Origin of the sequence: Micromonospora sp. CA-263727, assembly GCF_050942455.1 — a bacterium.
Classification (GTDB): Bacteria; Actinomycetota; Actinomycetes; order Mycobacteriales; family Micromonosporaceae; genus Micromonospora.
On record NZ_CP192031.1, the window covers coordinates 3088491 to 3104113 of the forward strand.

10 protein-coding genes and 1 pseudogene are annotated in these 15623 nt (G+C 71.9%); 5 read left to right on the plus strand and 6 right to left on the minus strand.

Going from position 1 to position 15623, the window contains the following annotated elements:
* Positions 1–50 precede the first annotated feature (50 nt).
* A complete protein-coding gene (locus tag ACQPYA_RS13660) occupies positions 51–1943 on the plus strand; it encodes a glycoside hydrolase family 5 protein (protein WP_433532954.1) in 1893 nt (630 codons plus the stop codon).
* Positions 1944–3278: 1335 nt separating this feature from the next.
* Here ACQPYA_RS13660 and ACQPYA_RS13665 read toward each other — a convergent pair.
* Positions 3279–3491: pseudogene (locus tag ACQPYA_RS13665) on the minus strand (hypothetical protein); the annotation flags it as partial.
* Between the two features lie 123 nt (positions 3492–3614).
* Between ACQPYA_RS13665 and ACQPYA_RS13670 the strand changes: the two are divergent.
* Positions 3615–5096, plus strand: coding sequence for a helix-turn-helix transcriptional regulator (locus ACQPYA_RS13670; protein ID WP_433532955.1), 1482 nt, complete (start codon positions 3615–3617; stop codon positions 5094–5096).
* Between the two features lie 9 nt (positions 5097–5105).
* Here ACQPYA_RS13670 and ACQPYA_RS13675 read toward each other — a convergent pair whose 3' ends face one another.
* Positions 5106–6179: a discoidin domain-containing protein gene (locus tag ACQPYA_RS13675; protein WP_433532956.1), complete on the minus strand. Its 1074-nt coding sequence runs from the start codon at positions 6177–6179 to the stop codon at positions 5106–5108.
* A gap of 217 nt (positions 6180–6396) precedes the next feature.
* A complete protein-coding gene (locus ACQPYA_RS13680; RefSeq protein ID WP_433532957.1) occupies positions 6397–7017 on the minus strand; it encodes an L-threonylcarbamoyladenylate synthase in 621 nt (206 codons plus the stop codon).
* An 85-nt stretch (positions 7018–7102) separates the two neighbouring features.
* On the opposite strand from ACQPYA_RS13680, the gene ACQPYA_RS13685 reads away from it, so the two are divergent.
* Positions 7103–7501, plus strand: coding sequence for a hypothetical protein (locus tag ACQPYA_RS13685; RefSeq protein WP_433532958.1), 399 nt, complete (start codon positions 7103–7105; stop codon positions 7499–7501).
* A 72-nt stretch (positions 7502–7573) separates the two neighbouring features.
* Here the strand turns inward: ACQPYA_RS13685 and ACQPYA_RS13690 are convergent, their stop codons facing one another.
* Together ACQPYA_RS13690 and ACQPYA_RS13695 are read right to left on the minus strand one after the other, a co-directional pair.
* Positions 7574–7900 carry an amphi-Trp domain-containing protein gene (locus tag ACQPYA_RS13690; RefSeq protein WP_433532959.1) on the minus strand — a complete coding sequence of 109 codons (327 nt, stop codon included), beginning with the start codon at positions 7898–7900 and terminating at the stop codon, positions 7574–7576.
* Between the two features lie 29 nt (positions 7901–7929).
* Positions 7930–8619 (minus strand): YoaK family protein, encoded by a 690-nt coding sequence (locus tag ACQPYA_RS13695; protein ID WP_433532960.1) that lies wholly within the window; start codon positions 8617–8619, stop codon positions 7930–7932.
* Between the two features lie 286 nt (positions 8620–8905).
* On the opposite strand from ACQPYA_RS13695, the gene ACQPYA_RS13700 reads away from it, so the two are divergent.
* Together ACQPYA_RS13700 and argJ are read left to right on the plus strand one after the other, a co-directional pair.
* Entirely contained in the window at positions 8906–11497 is a 2592-nt protein-coding gene (locus ACQPYA_RS13700; protein ID WP_433532961.1) for a M64 family metallopeptidase, read from the plus strand.
* An 85-nt stretch (positions 11498–11582) separates the two neighbouring features.
* Complete coding sequence (gene argJ, locus ACQPYA_RS13705; RefSeq protein ID WP_433532962.1) at positions 11583–12734, plus strand: bifunctional glutamate N-acetyltransferase/amino-acid acetyltransferase ArgJ; 1152 nt, start codon at positions 11583–11585, stop codon at positions 12732–12734.
* Between the two features lie 73 nt (positions 12735–12807).
* On the opposite strand, the gene ACQPYA_RS13710 is transcribed toward argJ, so the two are convergent.
* Complete coding sequence (locus ACQPYA_RS13710) at positions 12808–15567, minus strand: M36 family metallopeptidase (protein WP_433532963.1); 2760 nt, start codon at positions 15565–15567, stop codon at positions 12808–12810.
* Between the last annotated feature and the right edge of the window lie 56 nt (positions 15568–15623).

The following is a 15623-nucleotide window of genomic DNA, read 5'->3' on the forward strand; positions in this document are numbered from 1 at the left end:
GATCATCTACTATCGACCACGGCCGGAGCCGAGCGGTTGAAGAGGTGGCCATGCGCACGTCGATGCTGTCCCTTGTCGCCGTACCGTGCCTGCTGGTGGCACCCGTGCTGGCCGTACCCCCGCCGGCCCAGGGCGGCACCGGGGCCTCGCCCCCACGCCTGGCCAGCTCATCCCTGGCCGCCTCCTGGGCCGGGCCGCTGAGCACCCGGGGCCGGTACGTCGTCGATGCCGACGGCAACCGGTTCAAGCTGAAGTCCGGCAACTGGCACGGCGCGAGCGGCACCTGGAACGGCAGCGGCGACCAGGGCAACCCGGCCAACCACCATGCCGGCGAGAAGTCCGACCAGATGCCGCTCGGGCTGGACCGCGCGCCGATGGCCGAGATCGTCGCCAGCTTCCGCGAGCTGGGTCTCAACAGCATCCGGCTGCCCTTCTCCAACGAGATGATCCGGGACACCCGCCCGGTGCCGGACGCCTCGGTCCGGGCCAACCCGCAACTGCGCGGGAAGACCCCCTTGCAGGTCTACGACGAGGCGATCCGCGTCCTGACCGACGAGGGCTTCGCGGTGATCCTCAACAACCACACCAACACGTCGAGGTGGTGCTGCGGGCTCGACGGGAACGAACGGTGGAACGCGAGCCAGAGCGTCCAGCAGTGGGAGCAGGACTGGCTGCTCATGGCGCGCAGATACGCCGGCAACCGGCGGGTGGTCGGCGCGGACCTCTACAACGAGGTACGCCGCAACATCCTCGACGACCCGAACTGGGGGCTCGGCGACCGCCACGACTGGCACGCCGCCGCCCAGCGGGCCGGCGACCGCATCCTGACCGAGGCCAACCCGGACCTGCTGATCATCGTGGAGGGCATCAACTGGTTCGGGCTGCCGGTGGACGGCCTGCCGCACGGGCGGCCGACGCTCGAACCGGTCGGCCGGCTGTCACACACCCTGGTCAGGTCGAACAAGCTGGTCTACTCGGCGCACTTCTACGGCTACACCGGGCCGAACCACAGCGGCGCCACCGGCATCGGCGAGACCAGCGACCCGCGTTACCAGGACCTGAGCCGGGAACAGCTGCTCGACACCGTACGGCGACAGGCGTTGTACGTGGCGCTCGACGGCGACCGGCACTTCACCGCCCCGGTGTGGATCAGCGAGTTCGGGGTCGGTGGCCGCGACAACACCGACCAGAGGTCCCGGGACTGGTTCCGCAACTTCGTCGACTACCTCATCGCCACCGACGCCGACTTCGCCTACTGGCCGCTGGTGGGCTGGCACGACAACCGTCGCGGCAACGGCTGGGGGCTGATGCACTGGGACGCCGCGGGCCAACGGATGGGCCTCTACGACGGCGACGACTGGCGGGCCGACACCTGGCGGCGCCTGGTCTCCGGCGGCCTGACCGGCCCGGTCGCCCCGGTACGGACCTGGTCGATGCTCACCCTCGACCACGCCGACCTCAACCAGTCGCTGCGGATGCGCGCACAGCCCGACTGGGACTCCGGCGCGCGCAAGGCGGTCTGCCCGGACGGCCAGCGGCTCGTCGGCCTGAGCCGCACCGGCAATCGCGGCCTCTGCCTCGACGGCCCGGATGCCGGCGGGCATCTCGTGGTCCGGGACGAATCCCATGTGGACGTCGACTGGGCGGTCGGCTTCACGAAGTTGCAGTGCCCGCCGGGAAAGACCATCACCGGGTACGCGGTCCGCGGCGCCAACCTGTCGACCGTGCTGTGCCGCGACGCGGGATCGGCGCTCGGCGGCAGCACCCGGGTCGTGTGGTTCGACCGGGGTGACGACCGCCCGGCCGGCGGCCCGGGCGGCGACTTCGCCGTCGGGCACTACAAGGGCCAGTGCGCCCAGCACGAACACCTCGTCGGGGTCGCCTACCGCGCCTGGATCTGGTCCCCGGGCAAGGAACCCGACGCGCTGCTCTGCCGGGGCTGAGCAGCCGGACGCGGCGACGCCGCCCGCCCGATCGTGATCGAACGGGCGGCGTCGTTTCCCCCCAGCTCAGTGGGTGTCTTTCCGGGTTCAGCAGAGTCCGTTGCAGCCGTCCGGATTCGGCGGCGGTCCGGCCAGCCAGGGAACCGGCACGCCGGGCAGGGTTTCCGGCTGCGCGGTGCTGATCCGGGGCTCGGAGAAGACGGTGTTGAAGACGCCGGCGGTGTCGTCGACGTAGATGATCCCGCTCAGCTTGTTCTCCGGGATCGTGCCGTCGGCGTACGGCGGCGTCCAGTTGCGCACCATGGTGATGTTGGCGCCGAGGATCCGGCTCAGCCCGCCGATCCCCTTGACCGCGGCGACCCGGTCGTCGGAGTAGTCGGGGTTGACGTACCCGTGCTGGTTCTCGGGGTCGCCGTGTTCGGCGTCGTCGTCGCCTCCGGTGTCGCCGCTGTGGTCGCCGCCGCCCGGCTTGTCGTCGTCGGAGTCGTAGTGGGCGCTGATGCCGTCGTCGCAGTTCCCGCTCGCATCGCAGGTGGTGATGGTCTGGGCGGCGGAGGTGTGCGTCGCGCTGTCGAGGATCACGGCCTCATGCCTGACCGTTTCGAGCAGGGTCCCGTCCTCGCTGTAGACGTAGAACGTCGTCTCGGACCACACGTCGGACCGGCCGTTCCGCACGCGGGTCTTCTGCGTGGTCTCGCTGATCAGCTTGCCCGTGTTGTCGTAGACCAGCACGAGGTCGTCGATGTAGGTGCCGTCCGGCCCGCTCCGCTCCTCGCGCTGGTGGAAGATCGTGTGGCCCTCCGACTTGTCGGCGTTGAAGTGGTGCCGGACGGAGCCCCCCGGCACCAGCTCGACGTTGTCGAACGACCCGTCGGCGTAGTGCAGGCGGTAGTCGGTGTCGCCGAACCAGAACGTCTCGGTCCGCACGATGCCGCCGTACGCGGCCGGGCTGTGCGTCGTCTCGCCGGGCGTGTACTCGACGAAGCGCGACTCGAACGGAGTGATGAAGGAGCTGGCCGGATCGCCGGTGGTCTGTGACCTCTTGCCGAGACCGATCGCGACGCCGTCGCGCTCCACCGACAGCCTCAGGTCGTCGAACTGCTTCAGGTCGACACCCAGGCGGGCGTAGGCGTCCTTGCGGACCGGCAACGCGAAGACCCCCAGGGCCGGGGTGCCGGTCGTCGTCTCCCGCAGTGCGAGGAGTTCGTCCGGGAACGCGATGAAGCTGCCGCGCCCGTACGCGAACGACGGCAGCTTGTCGACCGACGCCAGCTCGACGGCGACCTGGAGGGTCGGGTGGCTCTCCGGGTCCCACGGGTCGGTCCCCGCGGCCAGCTCGTCGGCGTCGCTGAAGCCGTCCCGGTCGCTGTCCACGACCCGCCAGGAGAGGTAGCAGCCGGTCGGGTCACAGAATCGGGCGTACGAGAGCCGGGGCCGCTCGGACGGCTTGTCGGCCGATGCGGTGGTGGTCGTGACGGTCAACGCAACAGGTATGGCGAGCAGGGCGGCGGCCACAAACGCCACCCTCTTTCGGGTACGGAGGATCATGGGCCGTACCGTCGCACCAGCATCGCCCCGGAGCCCGCCCTCTGTCGGCAACCGGGCACGGATTCGGGCACCCTGGGGAATCCCCTGGCTAGGGCAGGGATGGGCACGACGAAGGTGGTTGAGATGGAGATCGACCGGGGCGCGGATCGGGGGCCGGAGGACGCCGACCGGCTGCTGGCCGCCGCCGACCGGGCCGGCGCTCCGGTGACCGCCGCCCGCCTGGTGGCCGAGGCCTTCCTCGCGGTGTCCCGCACCGCCGACCCGGCCGCCCTGCCGCCGTTCGTGCGCCGGCTGGCGATCCTGCGCGCCCGGCCGGCCCAGCCCGAGGTCGAGTTCCTCTACCACGCCATCGCCTGCGCGGTCAGCGCCCGCACCGGCCGGCGGCTCGGGCACCGTGACCCGGACGCCGCGCTGCGCCTCTTCGCCGCCGAGGGACTGCACGACGACCCGCTCCACGTGGAGTGTGCGATGGTGGCGACGCTGAGCGCGCTGCGGCCCGACCGGGTCCGTCCGACCTTCGCCGCCCTGGTCGAGCGGTGGATGTCGGGCGACCAGGTCGACGCGGCACGCCGGGCCCGGTTCACCACCATGCTCGGCATGGGCGACGCCTGGTCCGGCGACCTGCTGCGGGGCCGGGCGACGCTGCGCCGCGCCCACGGGTACGCCGTCGAGGCCGGCCGGCTCGACCTCCAGGCCGAGATCGTGTCCTGGCTGGCCAAGTGCGAGGCGCTCGGCGGCGATCTGGTGGAGTCGCGGCGCTGCCTGGCCGCGGCGCGGGTGCTCGCGGCCCGCTCCGGTTCCGCCTGGGTCGGCTTCCACATCGCCGAGTGCGCCGCCGCGCTGCACCTGGCCAGCGGCGACGTCGAGGCGTGGGTGGGCGTGCTGGAACGCCTGGTCGGCTCGGCCGTCGGGGTCAACTCGGGCCTGGTCTTCGAACACCGCTGGGAACTCGCCACCCACCACGCGCTGCGCGGCGACACCGCCGCCGCGCAGGCCGTCATCGAAGCCATCCAGGACCCGTCGCTGGACTGGCCGGGCGCGCCGGCGCTGCCCGCCTGGCGGGCCTGGATCGCCGCGCCGGCCGACCCGGCCGCGATGAGCTGGCTCGAACAGGCGCTCGCCGGGCTCAACCGGCCCGTGGAACGGCTGTCCCGGGCCCGGCTGGCCTGGCTGCTCGGCGTCCAGCACGCCCGCCTCGGCCGGCGGGCCGACGCGATCCGGTTGCTGGAGCTGGCGAGCAGCGAGTACGCGGCGACCGGCGCCGCCGGCCTGCTCGCCCGCGTCGCCGTCGACCTCCACACGGTCACCGAGGTGGCGGATCTGGCCACCGCGCCGCCGGTCCGTCCGGGCGGAGCGGCAGATCCGTCGCCGGCGGCCTCGGCGGGGTCCGCCGGCCCGTCGCAGGTCGATGCCGAGGCGGGTGGCAGCCGGCTGACCGCGACGGAGCGCCGGGTCGCGGCCGCCGTCGTCGACGGGCTCAGCAACCAGGAGGCGGCCCGGCGCCTGTCGGTGTCGGCCAAGACGATCGAGTTCCACCTCGGCAACATCTACCGCAAGCTCGGCGTACGTAACCGGACCGAACTCGCCCGGCACCTGCTGCGCTGACGCGCCTCGTCAGCGGACCTCGAACTCCAGCAGCGAGTAGCCGTACTGGTTGGAGCGTTTCGTGCCGTACACGCGGACGTAGCGTGCGTCCGTTCCGGAGATCCTGACCTGCACGGTGCCGCCGGTGCCGGTGGTGGTCGAATAGCGGGTGGACCACTGCCGGCCGTCGCGCGAGGTCTCCACCCGGTACGCGGTCGCGTGGGCGTGCTCCCAGACCAGGGTGACCCGGCTGATCTGCCAGAGCTGACCCAGGTCCACCCGGATCCACTGCGGGTCGCTGAACGCGCTGCTCCACCGGGTGCCGCGATCACCGTCCACGGCATTCCCGGGCGACCAGCGGTCGCCCTCGACGCTGGAGGCGGTGGCCGGGCGGCGCAGGGCGAGATTGCGCCCGTCAGGGTTGGGGCGGCCGGAGCCGGCCTGACCCGACCCGGTGGGACCGGTGGCCGGGGTGGGACCGGTCGTCGGGGTCGGTCCGGTCGTCGAGGTGGGCTCGGTCGTCGGGGTGGGGGAGGGGCCCCCGGTGCCGGACGGCGATGGCGCTGCCGAGCCGGTGCTGCCGCCGGTCGCGGCGGTCGCCTCCGGCGACGGGTTCGCTGCGGTGCCGACCGAGCCGGCGGGTGGGATGCCGGCCGGGTCCGGTCGGGGCACGAGCGACGATCCGGCGTCCACCGACGCGCGGCCCGCCGGGGCGGCCGGCCATGCCCAGTACAGCAGCGCGACGGCGACCATACCCACCACCACACCGCTGGCGGTCAGCAGGGTGAACCGCCGTCTGCGCCGCGCAACGGCGAGCGGCGAGCCGGCCGGTGCCGCACCGTCACGTCGGGCACCTGCCGCCCGTCCGCCGTCCATGCCGGCGGTGTCGGGCGTCGGCCGGGCCGTGCCGGTGGCGCCGGTTGCCGGCCGGGTCGTGCCGGCGGTGTCGGGGGTGGGCCGCGCCGTGCCGGCGGTGCCCGGTCCCGGACCGGTCGTGGCGGCACGAGCCGGAAACAGAACCCGCAGTGAGTGCGCCCGGTCCGCCGCGAAGCGGTCGCCACCGGAGGTGACGCCCTCCTCCGCCAGCCTGGTCTCGTCGGACATCGTCCCCCCGGGATCGAATCTGCGCGCCACCCTCGCGCTGCCGGACCTGTCACCAGGCGGTGATCCGGCACCCCTGAACCGTCGGCGTGGCCGGTCGGCCCGCTGCCCCCTTGCCGCCGAGATCGTCGGCGTCGGCGGCGACGATAGCAACCGCCCTCCACCGAAGGTTCCACCACCACTCGACTTGGAGACGGCCGGCGGCAGGGCTGGCGGGCACTCAGGAGAAGCGCGCGGGGTCGCCGGCGCCGACCCGGACGATCTCCGGCTCGCCGTCGGAGAAGTCGACCACCGTGGTCGGTTCGGTGCCGCAGTCACCGGCGTCGACCACCGCGTCGACGGCGTGGTCGAGGCGTTCCTTGATCTCCCAACCCTGGGTCATCGGCTCGTCGTCGCCGGGCAGCAGGAGGGTGCTCGACAGCAACGGCTCGCCCAACTCGTCGAGCAGCGCGCGGGTGACCGGATGGGCGGGGATGCGTACGCCGACGGTCTTCTTGCGCGGGTGGAGCAGCCGGCGCGGCACCTCCCGGGTGGCCGGCAGGATGAAGGTGTAACTGCCCGGGGTGGCCGCCTTCACCGCCCGGAACACCGCGTTGTCGAGCTGCACGAACTGGCCGAGTTGGGCGAAGTCGCGGCACACCAGGGTGAAATGGTGGCCGCTGTCGAGGTGGCGGATCTCCCGGATCCGGTCCATGCCGTCCTTGTTGCCGAGCCGGCTGCCGAGGGCGAAGCACGAGTCCGTCGGGTAGGCGATCAGCCCGTCCCGGCGGACGATGTCGATCACCTGGCCGACGGTGCGTGGCTGGGGGTTGTCCGGGTGCACGTCGAAGTACTTCGCCATGGGCGGTAGCTTAGGCCGGCATCTCGTACTGTCGCTTTGCTGACAGTGACCACGTGCGTTAAAAGTCGACGGTCATCGTTGTCTCATGGTCGTACGCGCTCCCGGCGGCGGCTACGGGGACATGCTCCGCCACCCCGCCATGCCCACCCCGGTACGGGTCACCGTGCTCGTCTTCGCGCTGCTGTCGCTGCTCTTCACCCTGGCGACGGTGCATCGGGTGCTGGTCGAGGACGGCTCGATCGGCGCCGCCGTGTTCTTCGCCGTGATGGCCGCGGCGGGCACGCTGGTGGCGGTCGGCTTGGCCGTTGGCCGCCCGTGGTCGCCCTACCCGGCGTACGCGCTGGCGGGCCTGTTGGCCACCGCCTCGCTCGGCCTCTTCGGCGCGATCACCTTCGTCGGCCTGGGCCTGCTGGCCTGGGTGCTCTGGGCCCTCAACAGCCGGGCCTCCCGGGACTGGTTCCGCGGACGCCGCCGGCTGCGCTGACGCCCCGGGCCGCGCGGACGCCGATTCCCGCCCGGGGAGGCCGCCGCGACCGCCCCAGGCGGGCCGGCGTGCCTACGCGGCAGGGGCGACCGCGGCCTGCGGCTCGTGCTCCGCCTTGGCGTCGTCCGTCTCCGCCTTCGTGGTCTGCTCCGCCTCGACGGGGGGCTCGGAGACTGTCGGGGTGGGCTTCGGGTTGACCCAGGAGAACTCGATCTCGATCGAGAACTCGTCCTTCCCCTCCTGCTCGATCTCCAACTCGCAGTACACCTGGTCGGCGACGGCGATCGTCCCCGCGGCGCCGTAGAAGATTTGTCCGGTCTCCAGCTGGCTCGCCACCTGACGCAGCCACGCGGCCAGATCGGCCCGCGAGACGGTCCGGGCGTCCTCGTAGATATCCATCCCGCCATGCTGACATTCCGGTCCCACATTCAGCCCGTGGGACTCCCCGTGGCCGTCACCTCTCGCCGGCGGACCGCCGCGACCATCGCCGTACCGGCCGCCATCACCACGCCGGCCAGGAGCAGCGCCAGTGCGCCGTCGACCCGCAGGGTCAGGATCGCGGAGGCCAGGGCGCCGAGTCCCATCGCCACGATGGCCGCCAGCCGCCGCAGCCATGCCGCCCCGGTGCCGCCCGCGGCCCGGCTGTCGGTGGAGAGGTTCACCATCGTCATCGTCACCACCACTGTGGAGAGGTCCCGGATGCCGATGTGTTTGACCGCCGCGGCCTGGGCGCCGAGCACCAGGGCCAGCAGCCCGGTGGTGACCAGCATCGCGACCTCGCCGGGGGCTCCGGTGCCGAGCCAGAGCCCGGCCAGGGTGAGCGTCAGCGCGCTGCCGGCGGCGAGGATGGCCAGACCGGAGCGGGGCAGCTTCGCCGGCCCCGACGCGTTCCTGGTCAGCCGGGCGGCCAGCACCGCGCCGAGCATGAAGGCGAGCAGCGCCACCAGGTTGTTGAGCACCGGCAGGCCGGCGACGCCGGCCAGGCCGAAACCGATGAACAGGACGTTGCCGGTCATGTTGCCGGTGAAGACCCGGTCCAGGGCGAGATAGCTGACGCCGTCGATCGCCCCGGTCGCCACGGTCAGCACCAGCAGCGGCACGTCGTACGTCTTGGTCATGGCCCTTCCGAGGCTCGCCGGCGAGCGGGCGACCACGGCGCGACGAGGGGGCGTGAGCAGGGCGATCGTCCCGGCAGGAGTCTACGCGGCGCGGGTGGCGGACCCGCCCGCCGCCCCGCCGGCGGCGGCCGGGACGACCGCGCCGTTGCGACGTTTGCACGGCCACCGCCCCACCCAAGTTCCGTCACCTGTCGGGTGCCTCGGATGTGAGCCGACCGTTACGGTCGGGTGGCCGTTCAATGCCACCGGAAGAGATTCCGGTGGATGGAGGATAGGTGGACAGCCGGTGCGGATCAGGGTGGCGATGCTGGCGGCGGCTCTGGTGGCCGGTCTGCTGGGGGCGAGCGGGGCTCCGGCGAGCGGCGCCGGGCCGGACGGCCCGATGCCGCTGCCCGACCCGAGGGTGCACCCGATCCAGGTCACCGGCCCGGCGGCCGAGCGACTGAACCTGATCATCCTCGGCGACGGCTACCAGCGGGACCAGCAGGAGATCTTCCTGGCGGACGTGGACCGCAACCTGGCGGTCATGTGGGCCACGGAGCCGTTCCGCAGCTACCGCAACTACCTGAACGTGTACGCGGTGGAGATCGCCTCGATCGACTACGGCGTCCGGTGCGACCCGGACGGCCGGGTACGCCATCCGGACGGCACGATCCGGGACACCGGTCAGCGCGAGGGCCCGATCAACGCCAAGAACACCGCGTTGCGGATGATCTACCAGGACGGCTGCAACGACCCGCTGTCGCGCGGCACCGTGTACGGCGGCGCGCCGCTGAACTGCGCGAGCTTCGCCGCCTACTACCCGGCCGGGGTGAACCCCTGCGAGACCGGCTCGCAGGCGCACAACCGGATCATCGACACCTACGTGGCGCCGGTGCTGGGCATTCCCCGTACCGCCCAGAACGTGCAGACTCTGGCGATCTTCAACACGTTCACCTACGGCGGTATCGGCGGCACGAACGCGACGACCTCCGGCGGCTCCCCGCAGGGCCCGCTGATCTCGCTGCACGAGATCGGTCACTCGCTCGGCACGTTGGCCGACGAGTATCCGTACTCCTCCCGGGACGTGGTGCGGGCCTGCTACACCGGCGGCGAGCCGGGCAGCTTCCACCACACCATCCGTAGCGCGGAGCAACTGGTCGCGGAGGAGCACAAGTGGTGGCGTTGGGTCGGCGAGGAGAGCCTCTCCGGCGGCGTCATCGGGGCGCACGAGGGCGGCGGCACGTACCCCTGCGGCCAGCGCCGGCCGAGCGAGCACTCGATGATGCGCTGGATCGGGTTCGACTTCGACCAGGTCGGCCTCGAACACATGGTCGCCCGGGTCACCGGCATGCGGAACTCCGGGCAGATGAACATCCGGCACACCCCCGTGGGCACGGTGGCCGCCGACAGCGTGCTGTGGGTGGAGAGCGGCCAGCCGCGCTACCACGAACTGGAGGTCACCTGGCGGGTCGGTGGCGCGAACGGCACCGTGCTCGACACGTACCACGGCCGCGACCTCGACCTCGGCGAGCTGGACCTGCCCGCCGGGGCCGTGGTGCACGTCGAGGTGCGTGACCCGGTCGGCCCGGACGGCATCGACTGGGTCCGCAACCCGTCGGCCGACAACACCGCCACGAACTCCGGCTTCAACGGGCCCCGGTTCGTGCAGACCCGGCAGTGGACGGTGGGCGGGACGAGGGCGACGCCGTCGGGGCCCGAGGCCACCATCACCGCCGCCACGATGAACAGCCAGCCGGTCGCCGGTGACGAGGTGGTCTTCGTACGGACCAACCATCCGACCGACCGGATCGTCCAGGTGACCTGGTCGCTGGAGGGCCGCCCGCTGCCGAACCCGCACAACAGCCGCAGTCTCGACCTCGGCGCGCTGAACCTGGCCCCGGGCACCTACCGGCTGGTGGCGACGGTGACCGACCCGGCGGATCCGGGTGGCGTCTCCGACCGGATCGAGTGGACGGTCGACAACGCCCGGCCGACCGCGCCGCGGACCCTCTCCGCGCCGCTAACCCGGCTCGCCGGCAGCACCGAGCACCCGGTGTACTTCAACGGCTGGGACATGTGGCTCGACCCGCAGGACGACCGCACCGGGTACGACGAGGACCGGTACGTCGTGGGCCAGCTCCGGCTCGACAGGCAGGGCTGGTTCCACTACTTCGGCTTCCCCGAACAGCCGATGCCCGAATCGCCGTTCCAGTTCCGCCACTCGGGCACGAACGTGAAGGCGCTGACGTACGGCAACCTCGGTACCGGCGGCCTGTCGAAGGCGACCTTCGAGCAGACCCTGCCGGACGACCACCCGAGCGGCGGGTTCGTGCCGGGCTTCGGCACCCACCTGGTGGAGCACCGGGCGATCGACGCCGCCGGCAACATCGGCCTGCCGAGTTCCTACCGCGCCACCGTGCTGCCGGGCTCGTCGCCGGACTGCACCACGACGCTGACCGGCGCGCAGCAGCGGCTGGTGGTCGGCTCGGGGGTGACCTGCCTCAAGGGGGCCCAGGTCAACGGTGGTGTCACGGTGCGGGCCGGTGCGTCGCTGGTGGTCAGCGACAGCTCGATCAACGGCGCGCTGGCGGCGACCGGCGCCGAGGCGGTGCAGCTCTTCGGCAGCCGGGTGAACGGCTCCGTCCTGATCACCGGTACCAGCCGGGATGTGACGATCGCCGGTAGCACCGTCAACGGTGCGTTCAGCCTGTCGGGCAACGTCCAGGTGACCGCCAACGAGCGGTACAGCCGGCTGGCCGGCGACTACGGGCCGATCCTGGTCGGCAACCGGGTCAACGGGGCGCTGCACTGCACGGGCAACAGCGCGGCGGTCAAGGACTTCGGCGCGCGGAACACGGTGAACGGCAGCAAGGGCGGTGACTGCGCGGCGCTCTAGTCCGCCACCCCCGGGCGGGCAGTGCGTAATTCTGCTGCCGACGGTATATTCTTACCGCCGGTTGGCCTATCAGGGGAGTTGTCAGGTGGAGACCATCACCCCTCGGGGTTTTCGTGCGCTGGTCGGCAACGCGGGGCTCAAGGAGGAGGGCGACGACTTCGCCGCCCTGGTCTCGGAGACGCCGGCGGTCAGCGCGGCGGTCTTCACCCGGTCCCGGTTCGCCGGCCCGAGCGTGCTGCTCAGCCGCTCGGCGCGCGGCGCGGCGGCCCGTGGGGTGGTGGTGCTGGCCCGCAACGCCAACGTGGCCACCGGCGAGGAGGGCATGGCGAACGCCCGTGAGATCCAGGCGACGGTGGCGAAGGCGATCGGGTTGGACCCGGACGAGCTGCTGATCGCCTCGACCGGGGTGATCGGACGGCAGTACCCGATGCCCCGGCTGCGCGCGTACCTCGCCGGGCTGAGCTGGCCGTTCCCGCCGGCGGACTTCGACCGGGTGGCCGCCGCCATCATGACGACCGACACCCGTCCGAAGGTGGCCCGCTCCCGGTGCGGCACGGCCACCGTCGTCGGCGTGGCCAAGGGCGTCGGCATGATCGAACCGAACATGGCCACCTTGTTGACCTTCTTCTGCACGGACGCCGAGATCGACCCCGCCGACCTGGACCGGGTCTTCCGGGCGGTGATCGACCGGACCTTCAACGCGGTGAGCATCGACACCGACACCTCGACCAGCGACACCGCGGCCATCTTCGCCAACGGTCTCGCCGGGCCGGTCGACCTCGGCGAGTTCGAGCAGTCGCTGTACGACTGCGCCCTGCAACTGGTGCGGATGGTGGCGCGCGACGGCGAGGGCGCCAGCAAGCTGATCGAGGTCCGGGTGACCGGCGCCCGCGACGACGACCAGGCCAAGCGGGTTGGCAAGGCGGTGGTGAACTCGCCACTGGTGAAGACCGCGGTGCACGGCGCGGACCCGAACTGGGGCCGGGTGGCGATGGCGGTGGGCAAGTGCGAGCAGGACGACGACATCCTGCCGGAGCGGGTGACCATCGGCTTCGGCGGCATGGAGGTCTACCCCGCCGCGGCGACCGACGAGAAGCTGCGGTTGTTGCAGGAGCACCTGCGCCGCGACGACGTGGTGATCGAGGTGGACCTGGGCATCGCCGAGGGCGCCTTCACCGTCTACGGCTGCGACCTGACCGAGGGCTACATCCGGATCAACGCCGACTACACCACCTAGAGGCCAGTGGGGTGGGGCCGGGGGCGCTCCTGCGGTCCGGAACGCCCCCTCTACCGTGGATCGTTGTTCCGGATCAGGTGAACTTGAAGTAGCTGCGGTACTGGAATCCGTTGTCGAGGGTCAGGACGAACTCGCGGCAGGTGCCGGCCCAACTCCGGTCGGTCCTCCACCCGTAGTGGTACTGACCGCGGGCGTTGGCGGAGAGCTTCGAGTTGCCGGGGCTGATCGCGGGGACCGGGATGGGGCGCGGAGTGATCGGCCCGTCCGGGTTGACGGTCGCCAGGCTGCCGCAGTCGACCAAACGGGAGTAGGGCGAGTTGCTGGCCAGGATGTCCAGCCCGCGGTAACGGTCGAGCTTGAACCTCATCGGTGCGGCGCTACCGGCCTTGACGGTGTTGAGGCCCGGCGGTGCGGTGCGGCCGGTGAAGTCGCTGCGGCAGGACGGGTGGGTGTCGAAGGCCTCGCTGTTGTCGTTGCGGTTGGTGGTGCCCTGGACGGCGCTGTAGCCGAGGCCGCGGCGGGCGAAGGAGGCCCACAGGGTGCAGGCGTTGTCGCCGCCGGTCAGCGCCGCGTCGGCGGCGATGATGGCGTTGCGGCCGGTGACGAAGCCGGGGCCGCAGCCCTGCATCTTCAACCCGTCCATGACCAGCTGCATGGCGAGGTTGTTGCCGCCGCTGTTCCACGGGCCGTACACGTTCGGGTTGAAGCCGTGCCGCTCGACCAGATCCCAGGCCATGTCCCAGAGCACCGCCGCCCAGCCGTGGCCGATGCCGTGCGGGGCGGCCAGCGAGGTGCCGTCGAGCCAGCCGCCGGTCTTGATGCTGTCGTAGGTGAACGGCTGGAGTGCCATGTTCCGGGAGTACGGGCGTGGCCGGAAACCGTCACCCACCCGGCTGTCCTGGAACAGCGCGTACTGCCCGTAACCGCGTGGGGTTTCCGGGCCGTCGATCGCGGGGTTGAGCAGCGCGGCGATCGCGAGGAAATCGCTCCACCCCTCACCCATCTGCTCGTCACCGGTGAGGCAGTTGATTCCCGGGCCGCCGGTCAGCCGGAGGGAGACCCCGTGTCCGTACTCGTGGAAGATCGTCTCCGCGCGGAACGAGGCGTCCCGCATCGCCGGCCGGTCCAGGTTGCGGTGCACCCGCCCGGACGCCGGCAGCCCGGCCCTGATGCTGGTGCCGTCGGCCTGGCTGACCATCACGGCCGGGATCCCGACGGGTGGGCTCATGGATCCGCTCATCACCACCGGCGCGCTCGTGACGTTGTTGACCACCACGACGGCGGCGGCGCCGGCCTGCTCGGCGTTGGTCACCTGGAGGTGGAAGTTGCAGGCGCTGGTGCGGTCCACCATGGCGATCGCGCCGGTGGGCAGGCGGTACGCGGTGCAGCCGTCACCGGTCGCCCCGACGCCGTCGTCGACCTGCACGACGTCGCCGGCGAAACCGGCCCTGGTGGGGGCGGGCGTGAACCGCGCGTACTCCGCCTGGTACGTGGTGGCGGCGGAGCCCGAGCCGACGGTCACCGCGTTGGGCAGGCCGAACTGGTTGCCCGGCCAGAGGAACATCTGCATCCGCGGCCGGCCACCGTCGGCGGCCGGGGTGGAGAAGTTGGCGTTGTTCTGGCCGGAGCCGTCATGCGCCTCGCACAGCACGTCGTCACCACCGACGCCGCCCCGACCGTAGTTGTCGACCTGGAAGTTGCCGGCCGGCTCGTCGAAGCCGTACCGGTAGCTGATGTCGTGGACGATGTTGCACCAGTAGAACTGGTTCACCACGGCGGCCTGGGCGTAGGTCTGCGGATGCTCGTCGAGGTCGGCCGGGAAATTGAAGGTGAGGCTGGCTCCGCCCTCGGCGGCACTGTCCGGATCGACCTGGTTGTTGGCGTCCCGGTCGGTGTACGCGTACGCGTTGTTGCCCCGGGTGACGGTGTGCTCGGCACCGGGCACGCCGTCCGTGTCGTGCCACCCGTACGGCGAGGCGAGCCCGTCGGCCGGGTTGGTCACCACGGTCTGCGGCCCCTCGTTCGGGTCGTTCTTCGGGAACTCGAAGACCAGGTAGCTCGACCCGTCGTCGACGGAGTCCGGTGAACCCACCCTCGGGGTGGCGATGGTCCGGGTGCTGGCGACCGAGGTCTGCTGTTCCGGTCGGCCCAGCGTGCTGGCCAGGTCCGCCGGGCTGTCGTGGCTGGTCCAGTCGTCGGCGTCGAGCATCTCGCCGGTTTCGGCGTCGATGGTGACGTTCCACAGGTGGGCGTCGGTGGCGTCGTCGATGACGAGTTGCCAGGCCAGGCGGAGGCCGTCGGCGGTCGGCTGCCAGCCCAGCCTGGCCGGGATCGGTTCGTCGGAGATGCCGCTGCCGGAGACCAGAGTCTCCCGGGTGGCGCCGCCCGCCCGGGTGATGACTCGGGGGCTCGTGGGCGTGGGCAGGTCGAGGGCGTCGGCTGCGGCTTGCACGGCGTCGACGGCGTCGAGGTCGGGGGCGCCGGAGGTGCTGCCGGCGAGGCCGGAGACGAGGGTGTCGCCGACGAAGATGACGCTGCCGTCCTCGGCGATGTTGACCGTGGCGGTGGCGCCGAAGATCTCCAGGCCCTTGTGGCGTTGGGCGAGGTTGACGTGGGTGACGCCGTTGTGGCGGCTGGTGTAGCTGGACAGCACGGCGAGGTCGTCGAGATCGGCTCTGGCCACCCCGTGTCCGGTGGGGTTGGCTCGCAGGTAGCGGGTGGCGACCTCCTCGGGGGAGCCCTCGTTCGGGCCGGTCAGGAAGATCGGGTTCGACGCGCCACCCTCCTCCGGAGCGGCCGAGGCGGGGTTGCCGGGCAGTGACGACAGGGACACGACCAGGGTCGTGGCGAGCAGTGCGGCGGCGTAACGGCGACCGCGGGATCTCCGCG